This window comes from Streptomyces sp. NPDC048590 (assembly GCF_043199535.1).
Taxonomy (GTDB): Bacteria; Actinomycetota; Actinomycetes; order Streptomycetales; family Streptomycetaceae; genus Streptomyces.
Genome location: NZ_JBICWC010000001.1, coordinates 158,603 through 175,868 on the forward strand (window position 1 = coordinate 158,603; position 17,266 = coordinate 175,868).

Genomic DNA, 17,266 nt, shown 5'->3' on the forward strand with positions numbered 1-17,266 from the left:
CGGATTTCTTGCCGACGGCCCTCAGGCGGAGCGCCGGGTGACGGCCCAGGAGGTGGCGGCCATCGCGCCCGCGACGGTGAACACGGCGGGCCAGGCGCCGACCTTCTTGGCGAGCGGGTGGGAACCGGCGAACGCGGCGACGTAGGCGACCGTCAGCCCGGTGGCCGCGGGGGCGCCTGCCTGCCGGTTCCATCCGTGGGCGGCGACGGCTCCGGCGGCGGCGAGGGCGGCCCCGCCGAGGGGGCGCTTCCGCGTCCAGCGGGCGATCGCGTATCCGCCGACGAGACCGCTCGCCGCCACCGCCGCTGCCGGAACCTTCGCCATGGCCGTCATCCTCGCTTCTCACGTTTCCCGCCCCGGCCTCGTCGGGCCGGGGACCTCGTGGATCCGAGGATAGGCCGCCCGCCCCGAGGCGGGGCGGGCGGCCTATCCTCGGGGCCTGTGTGTCAGTCCGTGCCGAGCTCCATCGCGGCGCGGTCCAGCAGCTCGTCGTCGGCGGAGACCGCGCCGCGCGAGGCGATGGCCTGGGCGCCGCCTTCCGGCATGGCTCCGATCAGGCCGGTCGCGGCGGCCTGGGCGGCGCCGATCAGGGAGGGCTGCGTCGTGCCGACGAGGCCGAGACCGGCGAACTGCTCGAGCCGGGCACGGGAGTCGGCGATGTCGAGGTTGCGCATGGTGAGCTGGCCGATGCGGTCCACGGGACCGAACGCCGAGTCCTCGGTGCGCTCCATGGAGAGCTTGTCCGGGTGGTAGCTGAAGGCGGGGCCGGTGGTGTCGAGGATCGAGTAGTCCTCGCCGCGGCGCAGCCGCAGGGTGACCTCGCCGGTGACGGCCGAGCCGACCCAGCGCTGCAGCGACTCGCGGACCATCAGGGCCTGCGGGTCCAGCCAGCGGCCCTCGTACATCAGCCGTCCGAGGCGCCGGCCCTCGTTGTGGTAGTGGGCGAGGGTGTCCTCGTTGTGGATCGCGTTGACGAGGCGCTCGTAGACGATGTGCAGCAGGGCGAGGCCGGGGGCCTCGTAGATGCCGCGGCTCTTCGCCTCGATGATGCGGTTCTCGATCTGGTCCGACATGCCGAGGCCGTGGCGGCCGCCGATGGCGTTGGCCTCCATCACCAGGTCCACGGCGGACGCGAACGTCTTGCCGTTGATCGTGACCGGGCGGCCCTGGTCGAAGCCGATGGTGACGTCCTCGGTCTCGATCTCGACCGAGGGGTCCCAGAACCGGACGCCCATGATCGGGTCGACGGTCTCCACACCGGTGTCGAGGTGCTCCAGGGTCTTCGCCTCGTGGGTGGCGCCCCAGATGTTGGCGTCGGTGGAGTACGCCTTCTCGGTGCTGTCGCGGTAGGGCAGCCCGTGGGCCACCAGCCACTCCGACATCTCCTTGCGGCCGCCGAGCTCGGTGACGAAGTCGGCGTCGAGCCACGGCTTGTAGATCCGCAGGTGGGGGTTGGCCAGGAGGCCGTAGCGGTAGAACCGCTCGATGTCGTTGCCCTTGAACGTCGATCCGTCGCCCCAGATCTGTACGTTGTCCTCGAGCATCGCCCGGACCAGCAGGGTGCCGGTGACGGCGCGGCCGAGCGGCGTGGTGTTGAAGTACGCGCGGCCGCCCGAGCGGATGTGGAACGCGCCGCAGGCGAGCGCGGCCAGGCCCTCCTCGACCAGCGCCGCACGGCAGTCGACCAGGCGCGCGACCTCGGCGCCGTAGGCCTTCGCCCGACCGGGCACCGACGCGATGTCGGGCTCGTCGTACTGGCCGATGTCGGCGGTGTAGGTGCACGGGACGGCACCCTTGTCGCGCATCCACGCGACCGCGACCGAGGTGTCGAGGCCGCCCGAGAAGGCGATGCCGACGCGCTCGCCGGTGGGCAGGGAGGTGAGAACCTTAGACATAGGAAGAGTATGCACTCGATGGTATGGATATGCAAATGCCCATGCGGGTGACCGGGTGGGGGTGTGCGCCCGGCCGGTATCGGTGGGGTGTACATGCGTTTACCCTGAGGGTGAACGTGTGTACACCCTCCCTCCCGTTACGGAGTCCCGATGACCGAGGCCACCACGGACGCCGCCCCTCACCCCCGCCTCGCCGTCGGGGTGCTGGCCTTCTGCGGCGTCGTGGTCGCGATCATGCAGACGATCGTCGTCCCGCTGCTCCCACACATACCGGACCTCACCGGCGCGACCCCCGAGGCCGCCAGCTGGCTGGTCACCGTCACCCTCCTCACCGGCGCGGTGTTCACCCCCGTGCTCGGCCGGGTCGGCGACATGTACGGCAAGAGACGGGTTCTCCTCGCCTCTCTCGGCGTCCTCGTCGTGGGATCGGTGCTCTGCGCCGTCAGCTCCCACATCGGCGTCCTGATCGCCGGCCGCGCCCTGCAGGGTGCCGCCATCGCCGTCATCCCCCTCGGCATCAGCATTCTGCGTGACGAGCTCCCGCCCGAGCGGGTGCTGTCCGCCGTGGCCCTGATGAGCTCCACGATGGGGATCGGCGCCGCCGTGGGCCTGCCGATCGCGGCCGTCGTCATCGAGAACTACGAGTGGCACACCATGTTCTGGGTGTCCGGTGCCATCGGCCTCCTCGACTTCCTCCTGGTGCTCCGCCTCGTACCGGAGTCCCCGCTGCGCTCCCGGGGCCGCTTCGACACGCTGGGCACGCTCGGCCTGACCGGTGCGCTGGTCTGTCTGCTGCTCGCCGTCACCCAGGGCGGCAGCTGGGGCTGGACCTCACCCCTCACGCTCGGCCTGCTTGCGGGGGCCATCGTGATCGCCCTGGTCTGGGGCGCCTACGAACTGCGGGTGCCCACCCCCATGGTCGACCTGCGGGTCTCGGCGCGCCCCGCCGTGCTGTTCACCAACGTCGCAGCCCTGCTGATCGGCTTCGCCTTCTACGCCAACTCCCTGGTCACCGGCCAGATGGTGCAGGAACCGAAGGCCACCGGATACGGGCTCGGTGCCTCGATCGTCGTCAGCGGCCTCTGCCTGCTCCCCGGGGGCGTCACGATGGTGCTGCTCTCTCCGGTCTCCGCCCGGATCTCCGGCAAGTACGGCCCGAGGACCAGCCTCGCCCTGGCCTCCGTGGTCATCGCGGCCGGTTACGTGGTGCGCTACTTCACCAGCCACAGCCTCTGGCTGATCGTCGCGGGCGCCACGGTCGTCTCGGCCGGCACCGCGATCGCGTACTCCGCGCTCCCCGCACAGGTCATGAGGAGCGTCCCCGTCGCCGAGACGGGCGCCGCCAACGGCCTCAACACCCTCATGCGGTCCATCGGCCAGGCCTTCTGCAGCGCCACGGTGGCGGCCGTACTCGCCAACATGACCTTCCTCGCCGCCGGCCGTGAGGCCCCCACCCTCGGCGCCTACCAGCTCGTCTTCCTGATCGCCGGAGGCGCGGCGCTCCTCGCCCTCGCCGTGACGCTCTGCCTGCCCGGGGCCGGTGAGCGTGCGGGTACGGTCGGGGGTGAGCGCAGGAGCAGCGCCCGTACGCGGGCGATGCCGATCGAGGAGGGTGCATGACGGCCCGTACCGACCGCGCCGCCGCCGAGGCGGCGGACGCCGGGCCGGCGGCCCCCACCGGCAGGGACGCGATCCTGCTCGCCGCCCGCAGGGCCTTCACCCAGCGGCCGTACGCGGACGTGACCATCCGGGCCATCGCCGCGGACGCCGGGGTGAGCGCCGCTCTCGTGGTGAAGCACTTCGGCCGCAAGGAGGAACTCTTCAACGCCGTCGCCGACTTCGGCCCCGCCGCGGACGAGCTCTTCGACGCCCCGCTGGACGAGCTCGGCCGCCACATGGTGCTCACCGTCGTGCGGGTGCGCAGGGCGCAGCGCGGTGACCCGCTGCTGCGGGTCGTCTTCTCCCTCGGCAACCAGGACGAGCGCTCCCTGCTCCGTGAGCGCTTCCGCGAGCAGGTCACCGCGCGCCTGACGGGCCGGCTGCCGGGCCGGGACCGCGCCCTGCGCGCGGAACTGATCGCGGGTCACCTCCTGGGCCTGGGGGCCACGCTCAGCCTCCACCGCGAGGGTGCGAGTTCCCGCGCGACCGCGGAACACCTCGCGGACCTGTACGCCCCCGCGCTCCAGCGCCTGGTCGGGAGCTGAACGGTCCCGAGCGGTATGGTCTGGTCCAACTGACGAGGGGGGCCTCCATGCTGATCCGTAACGGCCTGCGTGCCGCGATACCCGCCATGGTCCTGGGGGTGGTGCTGGCGGGCTGCTCCGCGGCGACCACCACCGACGGGCCGGGCGGCGACGTGCCGTACGTCGCACCCGAGAAGGCCGAGGCCGCGGCCAAGGCGGCGGCCTCGGCCGAGGCGACGCCCACACCGACGGAGGAGCCCCCGATCCAGGCGGCCACGGGCCCGGTCCGGGTTCGGGACGCGTTCGCCGGGCTCCAGGCGACCTACCAGGACGGCTGCAAGCCCGGCGACGGCAACTGCGCCTACTTCCTCGGGCGCGTGGCGGACGAGCTGGACGGGCTCGACAAGGCGATGAAGGCGGACGGGAAGGGCCCCGGGCACTTCCCCGAGCCCATCGCCTGGATCGGAACCCTGCGTACCGCCCTGAAGGGCGATCTCGGGGTCGACAACCTGGAGAAGCACCGCACGCTGCTGCTGGGCACCCGCGACAAGATCAACACCTGGATGCAGGACCACCCGGAGGACTACCGCTGAACTCGGGCCCGCTCACCGGACGCCCGCCTAACGCGGCAGCCGTCCCCCGGGTGACCGGGACACGGCTGCCGGGCTTCGCGAGTCACTACTCGCAGGCGACTCCGTCGCCGTCCCGGTCCAGGTGCGAACCGTAGCCCGGGTCGCCCCGGTGGATGGGCGCGGCTCCCGCGGCGCGCACGGCGGAGCAGTTGGCGTAGTAGGTGCTGCTCCCGCCGCCGGAGCTCCCACCGGACGAGCCCCCGGTCGAGCCCCCGGATGAGGACCCTCCGCCGGACGAGCCTCCGCTCGACGATCCGTAGGGCTCGCAGCCGACTCCGTCGCCGTCGCGGTCCAGGTGCGACGCGTACCCGGGGTCGCCCCGGCGTACGGGGGCCTTGCCGGCGGCCCGTACGGCGTCGCAGTTCGCGTAGTGGACGGCCGGCGCGGCCGGAGCCTGGGCCGTGGTCTTCGGCTTCGGGGCCTTCGGCGTCGGAGTCGGTGTGGGCGTCGGTGTCGGCGTGGGGGAGGGGCTGGGGGCGGAGACCGTGATCCGCACCAGTGCGCTGTCCTGGGCCGGGCCCTCGCCCTTCGCCGGTTTCACCGCGACGGTGTACGTGAACTCGTCCTCGCCGGAGTAGCCGTCCGTCGGGGTGTAGACGAGGGTGGTGCCCTCGACCGTGACCGTGCCGTGCGGCGCCGGGCTCTCGGCGGACAGGGTGAGCTCGGCCGGGCGGTAGGTGTCCAGGAGTGGCGCCTCGGTGTCGTCCTCCCTGGTCACCAGGTCGTTGGACAGGGCTTCGATCTCGATCTTCTGTCCGGCGTCGGCCTCCGCCGTGTCGTCGGTGAGTGCGAGCGCCTTGGTGCCCGTGGCCGAGGGTGAGCCCTCGGCCGCCACCGCCTTGGCGTCCGAGCCCGCGTCGTCCCCGCCGGAGCAGCCGGTCAGAGCCAGCGCGAGAGCCGCGGCCCCCACCGACAGCCTGATCCGGTTCCGCGTCACGAACGTCTTCATGTGCCCCCCCCAAGATGTGCCTTCGTGCGTGTGCGTACTGCCGTGCCTGATGTGCGGCCGACAGGTGATGCTGGCACCGGTGCGTCGTCGTCAGGCCCGATTCGGCCGCACGGAAGCGAAGTTGTGACGAAAGTGTGAAGTCCAGGTGTGTGAGGTGTGGGGCTTCCGCCGTCGTGGCCTGTGCGTGAGGCCGGCTCTCCGTCGCTCTCGCGAGGGGTGTTGGCCGATTAACTCCCTCTGGAGGAAGCCCCTTTGTCGATTGGATGAGGACACACACCGGTTCACGAGCACCTTGCGAGGGTTCACTCATGTCGAACGGAATCGTCCGACTGCGGCGCCTCGGCGCGGCGTTGATGGTGAGCGGCCTGCTCTCCGTACTGTCCGGCGGCCCGGCCGTCGCGGCGCCGGCCGCCGAGGCCAAGGTCGTCTCCTGGGGCGGGAACAACGATTACGGCGAGGGCACCATTCCGGGCGAGCTCAAGTCGGGGGTGGACGCAATCGACGGTGGCTCCTTCCACGGCCTCGCGTTGCGGGACGGCAAGGTCCTTGGCTGGGGGCAGAACTTCCAGGGCCAGTTGACGATGCCTGCCGCCACCCAGTCGGGTGTGGCTGAGATATCCGCCGGAGCACGGCACAACCTGGCGCTCAAGGACGGCGGGGTGATCGCCTGGGGCAGCGACGAGTACGGCCAGACCGAGGTTCCGGCCGAGGCCCTGTCCGGGGTCGACGCGATAGCGGCCGGAGGGTCGCACAGCCTGGCGTTGAAGGACGGCGAGGTCATCGCCTGGGGATCCACCCACAACGGTGCGACGGCCCTGCCGGCCGAAGTCCGTTCCGGGGTCACGGCGATCGCAGCGGGAGACAAGACCTCGTTCGCCGTGAAGGACGGCAAGGTCATCGCGTGGGGTGACAACTACTTCGGGCAGATCGATGTGCCCACCGAGGCGCTGTCCGGGGTCGACGCGGTCGACGGCGGCCTGTACTTCAGCATGGCGCTCAAGGACGGCAAGGTCATCGCCTGGGGTGACAGCCGCTACAACCAGATCGCCGTTCCGGAAGAGGCCCTGTCCGGGGTCGACGCGATTGCTGCCGGTCAGTGGTTCAGCGTGGCGCTGAAGGACGGCAAAGTCATTTCCTGGGGCTACGGGCAGAACGGCGGAACGCCCCCTGTCGGGGTGGAGTCTGGCGTCATCGCCATCGGAGCGGGCCCGAACTCGGGCTATGCCGTGAAGCGCTGAGTGGGTGCTGCCCATGAGGCTGAGGTCCCGAGATCCGACCTCACCGGCTCATGGGCAGCCCTCAGGTGCCGCCGCCCGACGACTCCTCACGTCATCGCCTGGATGCCGATCACGTCGAGCAGTCCCAGCCGGGCGGCGGCCTCACTCCCGGGTTCCGCCGTGTACGCGACGACCCGCAGGTCGCTGCCCGGGGCGACCAGCACGTCGCAGTCCAGGGTGATCGGGCCGACGTCCGGGTGGACGATGGTCTTGGCGGCCGACTCGTGGACGCCGACGATGCCGGAGTCCCACAACTCGGCGAAGCGCCCGCTCTCCTCCCGCAGGTCCCCGACCAGGGAGCGCAGCCCCTGGTCGGCGGGGTACCGGGCGGTGGCGGCCCTCAGGTCGGCGACGATCGCCGCCTCGAACTCGGACCGCTGCTCAGGGGTGGGCCGCGCCCGGCCGTACCGGCCGGTGAAGTGGCGCCACGGGATGCTGCGTTCACGTCCGCGCAGCGCGGATGGGTCGCCGAGGAGTGCCGCCCAGGGCCGGTTCCACTCGACGAGGTTCCAGGCGGCGTCGTGCACGCTCATCGGTGCGGCGTCCAGCCGGTCCAGCAGTCGGCGCAGTCCTGGTGGGACGTGCGAGGAGATCTGGCCGGGGCCGGGTTCGGGCTGCCCCGCCAGGCGGTACAGATAGGTGCGTTCGGCCTCCGAGAGGCGCAGGGCACGGGCCAGCGAGGACAGGACCGGCGGGGAGGGCGAGGTGGCCCGGCCCTGTTCGAGCCGGGTGATGTAGTCCACCGACAGGGAGGCCAGCTGGGCCAGCTCCTCGCGACGGAGTCCCACGGCCCGCCGCACCCCGCCCGCGGGCAGACCCACGGTGGCCGGAGAGATCCGGTCGCGCCAGCCGTGGAGTGCCCTGCCCAGCTCGTTGGAGCCCGGCCCCGTCGCCGGGGACTTCGCCGGTGCCTTCGCCGGGCCGGACGACTTCTGCTCCGATGTGCTCACCGTTCCAGTATCCGCACGCTGCCCCCGGACAGCCTGGTACTGGCAGTCCACCCGCTGGGGCGGGTACTGCCTGTACCGCGCGCGAACGAGCACGCTGGTGACATCGCCGGCAGAGCGCCGCATCAGGACCACGGGAGCACTCCATGACCACCACCCTCATCACCGGAGCGAACAAGGGACTCGGCTACGAGACCGCGCGCCGTCTCGTCGAGGCAGGCCACACCGTCTACGTCGGGGCGCGCGACGTCCGGCGCGGGGAGGAGGCGGCGGCGCGGCTCGGAGCGCGTTTCGTCCAGCTCGACATCACCGACGAGGAGTCCGTCCAGGCAGCCGCCGACTTCGTCACGAAGGACGCGGGCCGGCTCGACGTCCTCGTGAACAACGCGGGGATCGTCGGTGTCCGCAAGCCCATCGGGGAGACGAGCGGCGCGGACATGCGGCGGACGTTCGAGACCAATGTGTTCGGCGCCGTGCGCGTGACCAGGGCCTTCCTCCCGCTGCTGGAGGCCGGGACCGAATCGGTCGTGGTGAACGTGGCCAGCGGCCTCGGCTCGCTGGCGGCCACCAACGACCCGGACCGGATCGAGTACACCGTCGCCTCCCTCGACTACACCTCGTCGAAGACCGCACTGATCATGGTGAACTCGCAGTACGCCAAGGCCTACCCGGGCATCAGGTTCAACGCGGTGGACCCCGGCTACACCGCCACCGACCTCAACGGCAACAGCGGCCACAACACCGTGGAGGAGGGGGCGGACATCATCGTCCGCATGGCGCTCATCGGCCCCGACGGCCCGACCGGCGGCTTCTTCGACGCGGAGGGCGTCGCCGCCTGGTGAAGCCGTCACCCGGAGGCGACGGACGGAATTTCGCTGGTCCGGAGCCCGGCCGGACTCGTACGGTACGCCGGTGAACACACAGCCGCGCCTCGAAAAGGTGACCCCGGACAACGTCCTCGCCGCGTGCCGGCTGGAGGTCGCACCCGAGCAGGCACGCTTCGTCAGCCCGGTGGCCCGTTCCCTGGCCGAGGCCTACGCCGACCCGGAGACCGCCTGGCCCCGGCTGGTCTACGACGGCGACAGGCTCGTCGCCTTCGTGATGGCCTTCCTCGACGTCCGCTTCGACCCCGAGGATCCCGACGACCGGCCGCGTTCGGGCCTCTGGCGGCTGGCCGTCGCGGCCGGGGAGCAGGGCAAGGGCTACGGCCGCTTCGCGGTGGACCAGGTGTGCGAGGAGATCCTGCGGCGCGGCGGCCGACGCGTGACGGTGACGTGGGGCGAGGGCGAGCACGGCCCGGAGGACTTCTACCTGAGGCTCGGGTTCCGGAAGACCGGGGAGATGAGCGAGGACCAGGTCGTCGGCGAGCTGGACCTGCCCCGCCGGTGACCACCACGGCCGGAACGCCTCCCGCACCCGGCGGGTGATCCACATGCGGACCCGCCCAGGGGGCGCGAGGATCGGGGTACGGGCGGTGGCCCGGGCCGCGCCTCGGCCCCTCTCGGGTCGGTTTCTCCCTTCCAGGCGCACCGGTCCGCCTCCCGGCCATGCCGTCAGGGGGGTCTGGAGGTACCGGATGCCGCGGCCCCTGTGGACCGGAGCGATCAGCTTCGGGCTGGTCACCATTCCGATCAAGGTGGTGTCCGCCACCGAGAACCACTCGATCTCCTTCCATCAGTACCACCGGGAGGACATGGGCCGGATCCGCACCCGCAAGGTGTGCGAGATCGACGGCCAGGTCCTCTCCCAGGAGGAGATCGGCAAGGGGTACGAGGTCGCCAAGGACCGCACCGTGCCGGTCACCGACGAGGAACTCGACCGGATGCCGCTGCCAACGGCGAAGGCCATCGAGATCGTCGCGTTCGTCGACGCCGACGGCATCGATCCCGTACGGATCAGCGACAGCTACTACCTCGCCGTCGACGGCCAGGTGGCGGCCAAGCCGTACACCCTGCTGCGCCGTGCGCTGGAGCGGAGCGACAAGGTCGCAGTGGCGAAGTTCGCCTGGCACAACCGTGAGCGGCTGGGGCTGCTGCGGGTGCGGGAGGACGCGATCGTGCTGCACTCGATGCGCTGGCCGGACGAGATCCGCAGCCCCGAGTCGCTCGCCCCCCGGGAGACCGAGCTGGACGAGGACGAGGTCCAGCGGGCCGTACAGCTCACCGAGAGCATGGCCCTCGACGACATCTCCGGCTTCCGCGACCGGTACCGGGACGCGCTGGAGGAGCTGCTCGCGGCGAAGTCCGAGGGCAAGGCGCCTCCGGCGGCACCCGGGGAGGCGGAGGAGGAGCCGGGCAAGGTCATGGACCTGATGGCCGCGCTGAACGCCTCGGTCGAGCGGGCGAAGGAGACGCGCGGCGAGGACGCGACCGTGCACGAGATGACACCCGGGAAGCCCCGTACCCGGAAGAAGGCGGCCCCGGCCGCCAAGAAGAGCACCGCGAAGAAGACGGCCGCGAAGAAGAGCACCTCGAAGAAGACGGCGGCGAAGAAGAGTGCGGCACGGAAGCGGACCGCCTCCTGAGAGAGGGCCGGGCGGTCATCCGATGTCGTCCGGCGCCAGGTCGGGCCGCAGCCGGTGCCAGGACGGCTGGCGCAGCCGTCCCGCCTTCGTACGCGTCGAGTACCGCACCTCCCCGACCAGCCGCGGCAGCACCCAGTGCGCCCCGGCGACCGGGGGCGTCTCGTCGAAGGGGCAGCGGTCGACGGCGGCTACCCGGAGCAGCTCGGCCAGCCTGGTCCGCTCGGCGTCGCTCCACCCCGTGCCGACACTGCCCGCGTAACGCAGCCCGCCCGGGTGGCGTTCACCGACGAGTAGCGCCCCCGGCAGGCCGCCCAGCCGCCCCCGGCCCGGTACCCACCCCCCGACGATCACGTCCACGGTGCGGGCGTGGCGGATCTTGATCCAGGTACGGGCGCGGACCCCGGGCTCGTAGACCGAGCTCAGCCGCTTCGCCACCACCCCTTCGAGGCCGGCCTCCCGCGTCATGGTGAGGGCCTGTTCGCCGTGGCCGACGACCACCGAGGGCGTCGACCAGTGCGGCCCGTCCAGCCCGAGCGCCTCCAGCGCGGCACGCCGCTCCGTCCAGGGCTGGTGTACGAGGCTCCCCGACCGCAGGAACACAAGGTCGAACAGCACCAGTTGGGCGGGGACCCGCTGTGCCATGCGCGCAGCCTTCGCGGGGGAACCGGAGAGGCCCATCCGCGACTGGAGCCGCTCGAAGTCGCTGCGCCCCTGACCGTCCAGCGCCACGATCTCGCCGTCCAGCACCGCGGGTACGCCGCCGAGCGCGGGACCGAGCGCGGCCAGCTCCGGGTAGGCCGGGGTGATGTCCGCCCCGGACCTGGCCAGCAGCCGGACCGATCCGTCGCCCGGCAGGTAGGCCATGGCCCGCTGGCCGTCCTGCTTCACCTCGTACGCCCACTGCTCGTCCACGGCGGGCGGCGGCAGGGAACCGGGGGTGGCTAGCATCGGGTCGAACCGGGGCAGAGAGGCCATACGGGCAGCCTCTCAGCCCGGCCGCTCCGCTCCGGTCCGTCACGGCCGGTGGATCAGTTCCAGCCGAACCCCTTCGGCAGCGGCGCCTGCTGGAACAGGCGGGTGGGGACGGCCTCGGCCATCACCCGGTAGCCCGCGGGATTGAGGTGGAGGTGGTCGCCGGTGTCCAGGTCGGCCCGGAGCCGCCGGGGCGCCGCGGGGTCGCGTACGGCCCGGTCGAAGTCGATCACACTGTCGAAGCGGCCGCTCGTGCGGATCCACGTGTTGACGGTCTGCCGGGCCTCCTCGCGGTGACCCTCCGGGTCGTCGTACCCGGTGTTCCCGCCCATCGGGGTGAGCGTCGCCCCGTAGACGCGGATGCCGTGGGTATGGGCGCGGGTGATGATCTGCTCGTACGCGGCGATGACGTCGGCGGCGACCTGCTTCTGGGCGGCGGGGGTGGCCTCCGCCGTACCGATGTCGTTGACGCCCTCGAAGACGACCAGCCAGTCCACGCCGCTCTGCGCCAGTACGTCGCGGTCGAGGCGGGCCAGCCCGTTGGGGCCGAGGCCGTCGTCGAGCAGCCGGTTCCCGCCGGCCGCCTGGTTGACCACCGCGGTCTTCGACGTGGCGCCTCCCGAACTCAGCCGCTCGCGCAGCAGGTCCGGCCAGCGGTCGTTCATGTTGGTGGTGGACCCCCGGCCGTCGGTGAGCGAGTCGCCGAGGACGACCGCCGCCGAGCTGGTGCTCCTGGACCAGACCTCGACGCCACTGAGGAAGTACCAGTGGTCGGTGGGCGTCGCCCCGGGCAGGTCCGTGTCCGTCACATGGTCACCCGCCCGCAGGTACGAGGTCGTACGGGAGCCGGGGTGCGAGGTGATCGAGGTGGAGGCCTGGCCGTTCGCCAGGTACACGGTGGCGGTGAGGTTCGAACCCGCCGCGAGCGTGAAGTCCAGCGGGTCGGACACGGCCTGGGCGCCCGCCGGGACCGACACCGAGGGCCGGCCCTGGAAGGTGACCGTCCGGGTGCTCCCGGCCCTCACCGCGCTCGTCCCGGCCTTCCCGTCGAGCGGGAGGGCCACGGACACCTTGGTGATGGGCAGTACGGCGCCCCCGAAAGCATTCGAGAAGCGCAGCCTGATGTGCTCCCCGCCCGTGGAGACGTGGACGGTCTGACGCAGGGTCGCGTCGGTGAGCACGGAGTCCTCGGCGGTGAACGGCGCCGGGGGCATGTTGCCGGGCTCCGTCAGCTGCGGCATGGACGTCCAGGTGCTCACCCAGCGGGCGTTGCGCTCGCCGGGCGACGGCGAACTGCCCGGCCCGTGGCCGTCCCCGGCCCCGGTAGCGGGGGAGACGGCCACGACGGCGAGGGCCGCGGCGGCGAACAGGCTGAGGACGGTCGTTCTTCGGATCACGGTGGCGCTCCCTCTGGCTGGATGGGGGGAAGCAGGGTGAATCCATGGAGGTGGACAGCGTCTTCAGCGAGGTCCGGGGATTCGAGCGGCAGGCTAATGGCCCCGATAAATTTCGGTCAATACATCGAAACGTTCGAAAACTTTCGACGGTCCGCCCCCCGGTGGGCGTCCTCAGGCCGTGGCCGGAGCGGGCGCGGTGAAGGTGACGTCGGAGGTCCGGGCCGTGACGTCGGCGTCCCTGCTCAGCGGCCATGCCGCCACCCGGGAGACGGTCGCGGCGGGTACCGCGGCGCTGATGCCGGGCTCCGCCGGGATGTCGTGGGTCGCGTGGGCGTCCCACGGCAGCACGACGCGGTAGCCGAGCGCGACGGCCGTACGCGCGGTCGCCTGCACGCACATCTCCGACATGAGCCCGCAGACGACGAGCGACCGCACACCCGAAGCGGTCAGCAGGGCGCCGAGCGAGGTCTCCTGGAACGAGTCGTCGTGGGTCTTGCGGATCCGCACCTCGGTGGGCCCCGGCCGGACCGGGTGGTGGAGCTCCCAGCCGGGCGTGTGCGGCTCGTCCTCACCGCCGGCCGGCCCGTCGTTCTGGACGTGGACGACGTACGCCCCGGCCGCCCTGGCCCGCGCTATGAGCTCCGCCGTCCGGTCCACCAGGCGTGCCGCATCCGGCAGCGCACCGGCTCCCCTGACGAACGCTCGCTGGACGTCGACGACGACGAGGGCCTCCGCGGGGTTCACCCGTATGTTCATGCCGGACATCAGATCACGGCGGTCGTACGCGTCGTCGGGATCAACCACCGCTGGGTGAGCCTCACTTCACGGAGAAATCGTCTCCGGGTGTACGCGGCCGGTCGGGCGGGTCCCGGACTACAGTGAGCGGGTGACCTCTCCACGGGAAGACCGGCTGCCACTGCTCGGTGAGGACGACCGTGAGGCCGCCGTCCGGCGACTGCAGGAGGCGTACGCGTCCGAGCACCTCTCGCACGAGGAGATGGACCTGCGGCTCGGCCAGGCACTCGCGGCGAGGACGCGCGAGGAGCTGGCCACGGCCACGGAGTCGCTCCCGGAACCGGCGAAGGCCCCGGAGACCACGGCGACGATCGCGGCCGCCGGCGGTCGGATCCGCCGTGGCGGAGCGTGGCGGGTGCCCCGGTTCCTCAAGGTGCATTCGGCGTTCGGGAAGGTGAGGCTCGACCTGTCCCGTGCGGTCTTCGAGCACGGAGCCGTCGACATCGAACTGCAACTCGGCTCCGGCGGGGCCAGGATCACCGTCCCCCGCGACGCGGTGGTCGATGTCGAAGGGCTCAGCACGGGGTGGAAGGACCTGCGCTACAAGCCCCGGCGGGCCTCCCGGCCGGGCGGGCCGGAGATCCGTGTGACCGGGGCCTTGGGGTACGGACGGCTGAAGATCCGTCACGCGCGCCGCTGAGGCCGGGCCTCCGCCGTCAGGGGGTCGTTGCGTGCCCGGGCCTCCGCCGTCAGGAGGTAGTGCGTGCCCGGGCCCCCGCCGTCAGGAGGTCAGTGCGTGCCCGGGCAGCGACAGCCGCATCGCGCACTCGTCCTCGGCCTCGACCGTCACCGGGATCCCCCAGTGCTCGCCGAGCATCCGTCCGACGTCCACGAGGCGCCGGCGCTCCTCGGGGGTGTACGCGGGGAAGCGTGTCCAGCCCCGGTCGGCGATCGCGTTGCCCAACTCGGTGAACAGGGTCGCCCTGGCCCGCCGTTCCTCATCGGGTGTCAGCGGGGACGGTCCGGGGGCGGGCCCCACGGGGCGCACGTTGTAGAGGTCGCGATTCGTCACGCCACCATCATCGCGAACGTGCGCGGCCGGCAGGGGCGCGGACCCCTGCCGGCCGGTGACGGGCCCGGTCAGGCCGTGGTGCAGGAGGTGCCGTTGAGCGTGAACGCCTTGGGGGCGGTGTTGGTGGTGCCGGTCGTGGTACCGGTGAAGCCGACCGTCACGGACGCGTTCGCCGCGATGGACGCGGTGTAGCCGGCCGGGGCGACGCTGACCGTGGAGCCGCTCTGCGTGGGGGTCCCGCCCCACATGTTGGAGACGGTCTGGCCGTCGGCGAACGAGAAGCCGAGGTTCCAGCCGTTGATCACGGCGGTTCCGGTGTTGCGGAGGGTGATCTCACCCTGGAAGCCGCCCGGCCACTGGCCGATCACCTTGTAGCCGACGGAGCAGCCCACGCCCGGCGTGGGCGCGTTCTCGTCGGTGGTGACGGCCGCGGTCGCGGAGCGCGCCGAGCGGTTGCCGGCCGCGTCGCGGGCGTACACGGCGAAGGTGTACGCGGTGTCGGCGGTCAGGCCGGTCACCGTGACGCTGTTGCCGGTCGCGGAGGCGACGGTGGTCTCGGTGGAGCCGCTGACACGGACGACGTCGTAGCCGGTGACGGCGACGTTGTCGGTGGACGCGGCCCAGGTGAGGTTCGCGGAGGTGGCCGTCACCGCGGACGCGGCGGGGGTGCCGGGGGCGGTGGGTGCCTGGGTGTCGTCGGGGTCACCGCCGCCGCCGAAGACCGTGGCCTCCTTCGACGTCTGCGCGATGCCGTCGGCACCGTGGAAGATGCGCTCGCCCCAGGAACTCAGCCGGCTCGGGTCGAAGTCGATCGCCAGGTCGAGGATCGGGTCGGTGTTGCCGCTCCACGACCATGCCAGGTATCCGAGGCCGAGCTCCTCGGCCGTGGCCATCATGGTGTCCTCGTCCGGGTCGCCCCACTGGTCGGCGGGACCACCGAACTCGCCGATGAGCAGCGGGAGTCCGGCGTCGACGAAGGCGTTGAGGTAGTCGGTGACCGCCTGCGCCGTGTTGTAGACGCTGTACATGTGGATCGAGAAGATCAGGTTGCCGGTGGTGTCGGCGTCGTACACCGCCTGCGCGTTGGCGCGCATGACGCCCTGCCAGTCCTGACCCCAGTTGGGCGCGTCCACCATGATCGTGTGGGCGAATCCGGCACCGCGCAGCTTCTGGACGGCGGCGGTGGTCGGCGCGGTCCAGCCGGCCGGGTCGGTGTTGCCCCAGGGCTCGTTGCCGATGTTGATGATGACGTAGTCCTCCTGGCCCGCGAGGACGTCCTTCAGGCTGATCCAGTAGTCGGCCGCGTGGTCGAGCGTGCCCGCGGCGGCGTCCTCCCCGTAGCCGGTGGTGTCGTGCACCTCCAGTACGCAGATCAGGCGGTTCTTCTTGCAGTCGGCGATGATCCCGGCGACCTCGTCGGGGCCGTTCCTCGTCCAGCGGTGGCCGTCGGAGAGGACGACGCGGACGGTGTTCGCGCCGAAGGACTTGATGTCGGCCAGCGACTGCGTCTCACCTGGGTACCAGGTGTGCGCGTGGTTCACGCCGCGCATGATGAAGTCGTTGCCGTTGCCCTCGACCAGCCGGCCGTCGCTGATGTGCAGACCGGTGGCGGCGGCTTCCGCCCGTGCGGGGGCGGCCTGTGCCGCGGCGGGGCCCAGCGCGCCCAGGAGGGCGACGCCGAGAAGGGCGGCCAGACCTTTCATCAGGACGGCCAGGGGGCTCTTTCGCGCCGTGCTCGTTGCTGATCTCACTGCGACTCCAGAAGGTGGGTGCCGGGTGACGCAAACATCGGATGGGTCGTGGGAGCGCTCCCATAAAGCCACCTGGGCAGGGGCACGTCAAGACATCGCGCAGACTTCGCTGCATCGGCGGGCAGGGGTGTCCCCTTTGCCGCACCGGTGGCACGCCATCGGGGCCCGCGCGCGTGGCGACGAGCCCCGATGGGCGATCAGGTCAGACCTGATCAAACGTCAGATGTGTTGCGTGTAGCGCTTGTCATGCCTTCTTGGTGCAGATCGCGTTGTAGGGGCGGCCCGGGCTCGGGAAGAGCTCGATGGGGTTGTCGGCGTCCGCCGGGCATTCCTCGGGTGTCTTGGTCAGCGCCAGGACCTTGCTGCCTCCGCTCGCGCAGGCCACTTCCTTGGCCTGGTCGTCCACGCAGTCGCCGACCACGAGCTGTCCGCCGCCCGCACCCGCGTCACCGGGGTGGTCGCCCGAGAGGTTGCGCCCGCAGATCGTCTTGCTGGGGAGGCCCTTGCTCGCGTCGCCTCCGCCGATGGCCACCTTCACCGAGATGATCTCGTCGGTGCCTGCGGGGCATTCGACTGCCCCGGCGAAGAACTCCCCGTCCTTGACCTCCAGCGCCTTGATCGTCGCCTTGGGGTCGTCGCAGTCGAGCGCCTTGAACCCGTCCTTCGACTGGCTGGTGTCCGGCCCCGCGCAGTCGCCGACCTTCCACTCCTTGGCGGGCTGGTTGCCGCCGTTCGACGAGCCGCCGATGTCCGGGCCGCAAGCCGTGGCGCCGCCGAGCGCCAGCGCGAGGACCAGGGCCCCCTTCGCGTACCCGAGCCGCAGGGGCCGGGTGCGGCGGGTGTTCTCCGGGCGGCTGCCGGATGGTCGCGTGGTGCTGTACGTGTTCATGCTGCTCCTCGGTCACATGCGGTGTCCCGCACGACACCTTCTG

At 71.7% G+C, this 17,266-nt stretch carries 18 protein-coding genes; 8 read left to right on the forward strand and 10 right to left on the reverse strand.

Annotated elements, in window-relative coordinates:
* Positions 1-21: 21 nt before the first annotated feature.
* Positions 22-324, reverse strand: coding sequence for a hypothetical protein (locus ACGFNN_RS00685; protein WP_393551556.1), 303 nt, complete (start codon positions 322-324; stop codon positions 22-24).
* A 122-nt stretch (positions 325-446) separates the two neighbouring features.
* Positions 447-1,895, reverse strand: coding sequence for an argininosuccinate synthase (gene argG / locus ACGFNN_RS00690; protein WP_393551558.1), 1,449 nt, complete (start codon positions 1,893-1,895; stop codon positions 447-449).
* A 150-nt stretch (positions 1,896-2,045) separates the two neighbouring features.
* Between argG and ACGFNN_RS00695 the strand changes: the two genes are divergently transcribed.
* From ACGFNN_RS00695 to ACGFNN_RS00705, 3 genes are read left to right on the forward strand one after another with little or no spacing between them, the layout of a single operon-like run.
* Positions 2,046-3,515, forward strand: coding sequence for an MFS transporter (locus ACGFNN_RS00695; RefSeq protein WP_393551560.1), 1,470 nt, complete (start codon positions 2,046-2,048; stop codon positions 3,513-3,515).
* Entirely contained in the window at positions 3,512-4,099 is a 588-nt protein-coding gene (locus tag ACGFNN_RS00700; protein ID WP_393551562.1) for a TetR family transcriptional regulator, read from the forward strand. Before ACGFNN_RS00695 ends, ACGFNN_RS00700 begins: the two co-directional genes overlap by 4 nt.
* Before the next feature lie 47 nt (positions 4,100-4,146).
* A complete protein-coding gene (locus tag ACGFNN_RS00705) occupies positions 4,147-4,671 on the forward strand; it encodes a hypothetical protein (RefSeq protein WP_393551563.1) in 525 nt (174 codons plus the stop codon).
* An 85-nt stretch (positions 4,672-4,756) separates the two neighbouring features.
* Here ACGFNN_RS00705 and ACGFNN_RS00710 read toward each other — a convergent pair whose 3' ends face one another.
* On the reverse strand, positions 4,757-5,659 hold the full coding sequence (locus ACGFNN_RS00710) for an excalibur calcium-binding domain-containing protein (RefSeq protein ID WP_393551565.1): 903 nt from the start codon (positions 5,657-5,659) through the stop codon (positions 4,757-4,759).
* Positions 5,660-5,967: 308 nt separating this feature from the next.
* Here ACGFNN_RS00710 and ACGFNN_RS00715 point away from each other — a divergent pair, with 308 nt between their 5' ends.
* On the forward strand, positions 5,968-6,897 hold the full coding sequence (locus tag ACGFNN_RS00715) for an RCC1 domain-containing protein (protein WP_393551567.1): 930 nt from the start codon (positions 5,968-5,970) through the stop codon (positions 6,895-6,897).
* Positions 6,898-6,983: 86 nt separating this feature from the next.
* Here the strand turns inward: ACGFNN_RS00715 and ACGFNN_RS00720 are convergent, their stop codons facing one another.
* Complete coding sequence (locus ACGFNN_RS00720) at positions 6,984-7,886, reverse strand: helix-turn-helix transcriptional regulator (RefSeq protein WP_393551569.1); 903 nt, start codon at positions 7,884-7,886, stop codon at positions 6,984-6,986.
* A gap of 143 nt (positions 7,887-8,029) precedes the next feature.
* Between ACGFNN_RS00720 and ACGFNN_RS00725 the strand changes: the two genes are divergently transcribed.
* The 3 genes from ACGFNN_RS00725 to ACGFNN_RS00735 all read left to right on the forward strand — a co-directional run bounded on the left by ACGFNN_RS00725 (position 8,030) and on the right by ACGFNN_RS00735 (position 10,407).
* Positions 8,030-8,725 (forward strand): SDR family NAD(P)-dependent oxidoreductase, encoded by a 696-nt coding sequence (locus ACGFNN_RS00725; RefSeq protein WP_362546601.1) that lies wholly within the window; start codon positions 8,030-8,032, stop codon positions 8,723-8,725.
* 70 nt (positions 8,726-8,795) lie between these two features.
* Positions 8,796-9,272: a GNAT family N-acetyltransferase gene (locus tag ACGFNN_RS00730; RefSeq protein WP_393551571.1), complete on the forward strand. Its 477-nt coding sequence runs from the start codon at positions 8,796-8,798 to the stop codon at positions 9,270-9,272.
* Between the two features lie 187 nt (positions 9,273-9,459).
* Positions 9,460-10,407, forward strand: coding sequence for a Ku protein (locus ACGFNN_RS00735; protein ID WP_393551573.1), 948 nt, complete (start codon positions 9,460-9,462; stop codon positions 10,405-10,407).
* A 15-nt stretch (positions 10,408-10,422) separates the two neighbouring features.
* Here ACGFNN_RS00735 and ligD read toward each other — a convergent pair whose 3' ends face one another.
* The 3 genes from ligD to ACGFNN_RS00750 form a co-directional block, all read right to left on the reverse strand.
* Positions 10,423-11,382, reverse strand: a complete 960-nt coding sequence (gene ligD, locus ACGFNN_RS00740) for a non-homologous end-joining DNA ligase (protein ID WP_393551575.1) — start codon at positions 11,380-11,382, stop codon at positions 10,423-10,425.
* Positions 11,383-11,435: 53 nt separating this feature from the next.
* Positions 11,436-12,773 (reverse strand): SGNH/GDSL hydrolase family protein, encoded by a 1,338-nt coding sequence (locus tag ACGFNN_RS00745; protein WP_393552868.1) that lies wholly within the window; start codon positions 12,771-12,773, stop codon positions 11,436-11,438.
* A 174-nt stretch (positions 12,774-12,947) separates the two neighbouring features.
* Positions 12,948-13,532 carry a cysteine hydrolase family protein gene (locus tag ACGFNN_RS00750; protein WP_393551577.1) on the reverse strand — a complete coding sequence of 195 codons (585 nt, stop codon included), beginning with the start codon at positions 13,530-13,532 and terminating at the stop codon, positions 12,948-12,950.
* 130 nt (positions 13,533-13,662) lie between these two features.
* Here ACGFNN_RS00750 and ACGFNN_RS00755 point away from each other — a divergent pair, with 130 nt between their 5' ends.
* Positions 13,663-14,211: a DUF1707 domain-containing protein gene (locus tag ACGFNN_RS00755; protein ID WP_393551579.1), complete on the forward strand. Its 549-nt coding sequence runs from the start codon at positions 13,663-13,665 to the stop codon at positions 14,209-14,211.
* Between the two features lie 81 nt (positions 14,212-14,292).
* On the opposite strand, the gene ACGFNN_RS00760 is transcribed toward ACGFNN_RS00755, so the two are convergent.
* From ACGFNN_RS00760 to ACGFNN_RS00770, 3 genes are all read right to left on the reverse strand, one after another.
* Positions 14,293-14,583 (reverse strand): hypothetical protein, encoded by a 291-nt coding sequence (locus ACGFNN_RS00760; RefSeq protein ID WP_393551581.1) that lies wholly within the window; start codon positions 14,581-14,583, stop codon positions 14,293-14,295.
* 68 nt (positions 14,584-14,651) lie between these two features.
* Positions 14,652-16,334, reverse strand: coding sequence for a cellulase family glycosylhydrolase (locus ACGFNN_RS00765; RefSeq protein WP_393551582.1), 1,683 nt, complete (start codon positions 16,332-16,334; stop codon positions 14,652-14,654).
* 244 nt (positions 16,335-16,578) lie between these two features.
* Entirely contained in the window at positions 16,579-17,223 is a 645-nt protein-coding gene (locus ACGFNN_RS00770) for a hypothetical protein (protein ID WP_393551584.1), read from the reverse strand.
* Positions 17,224-17,266 lie beyond the last annotated feature (43 nt).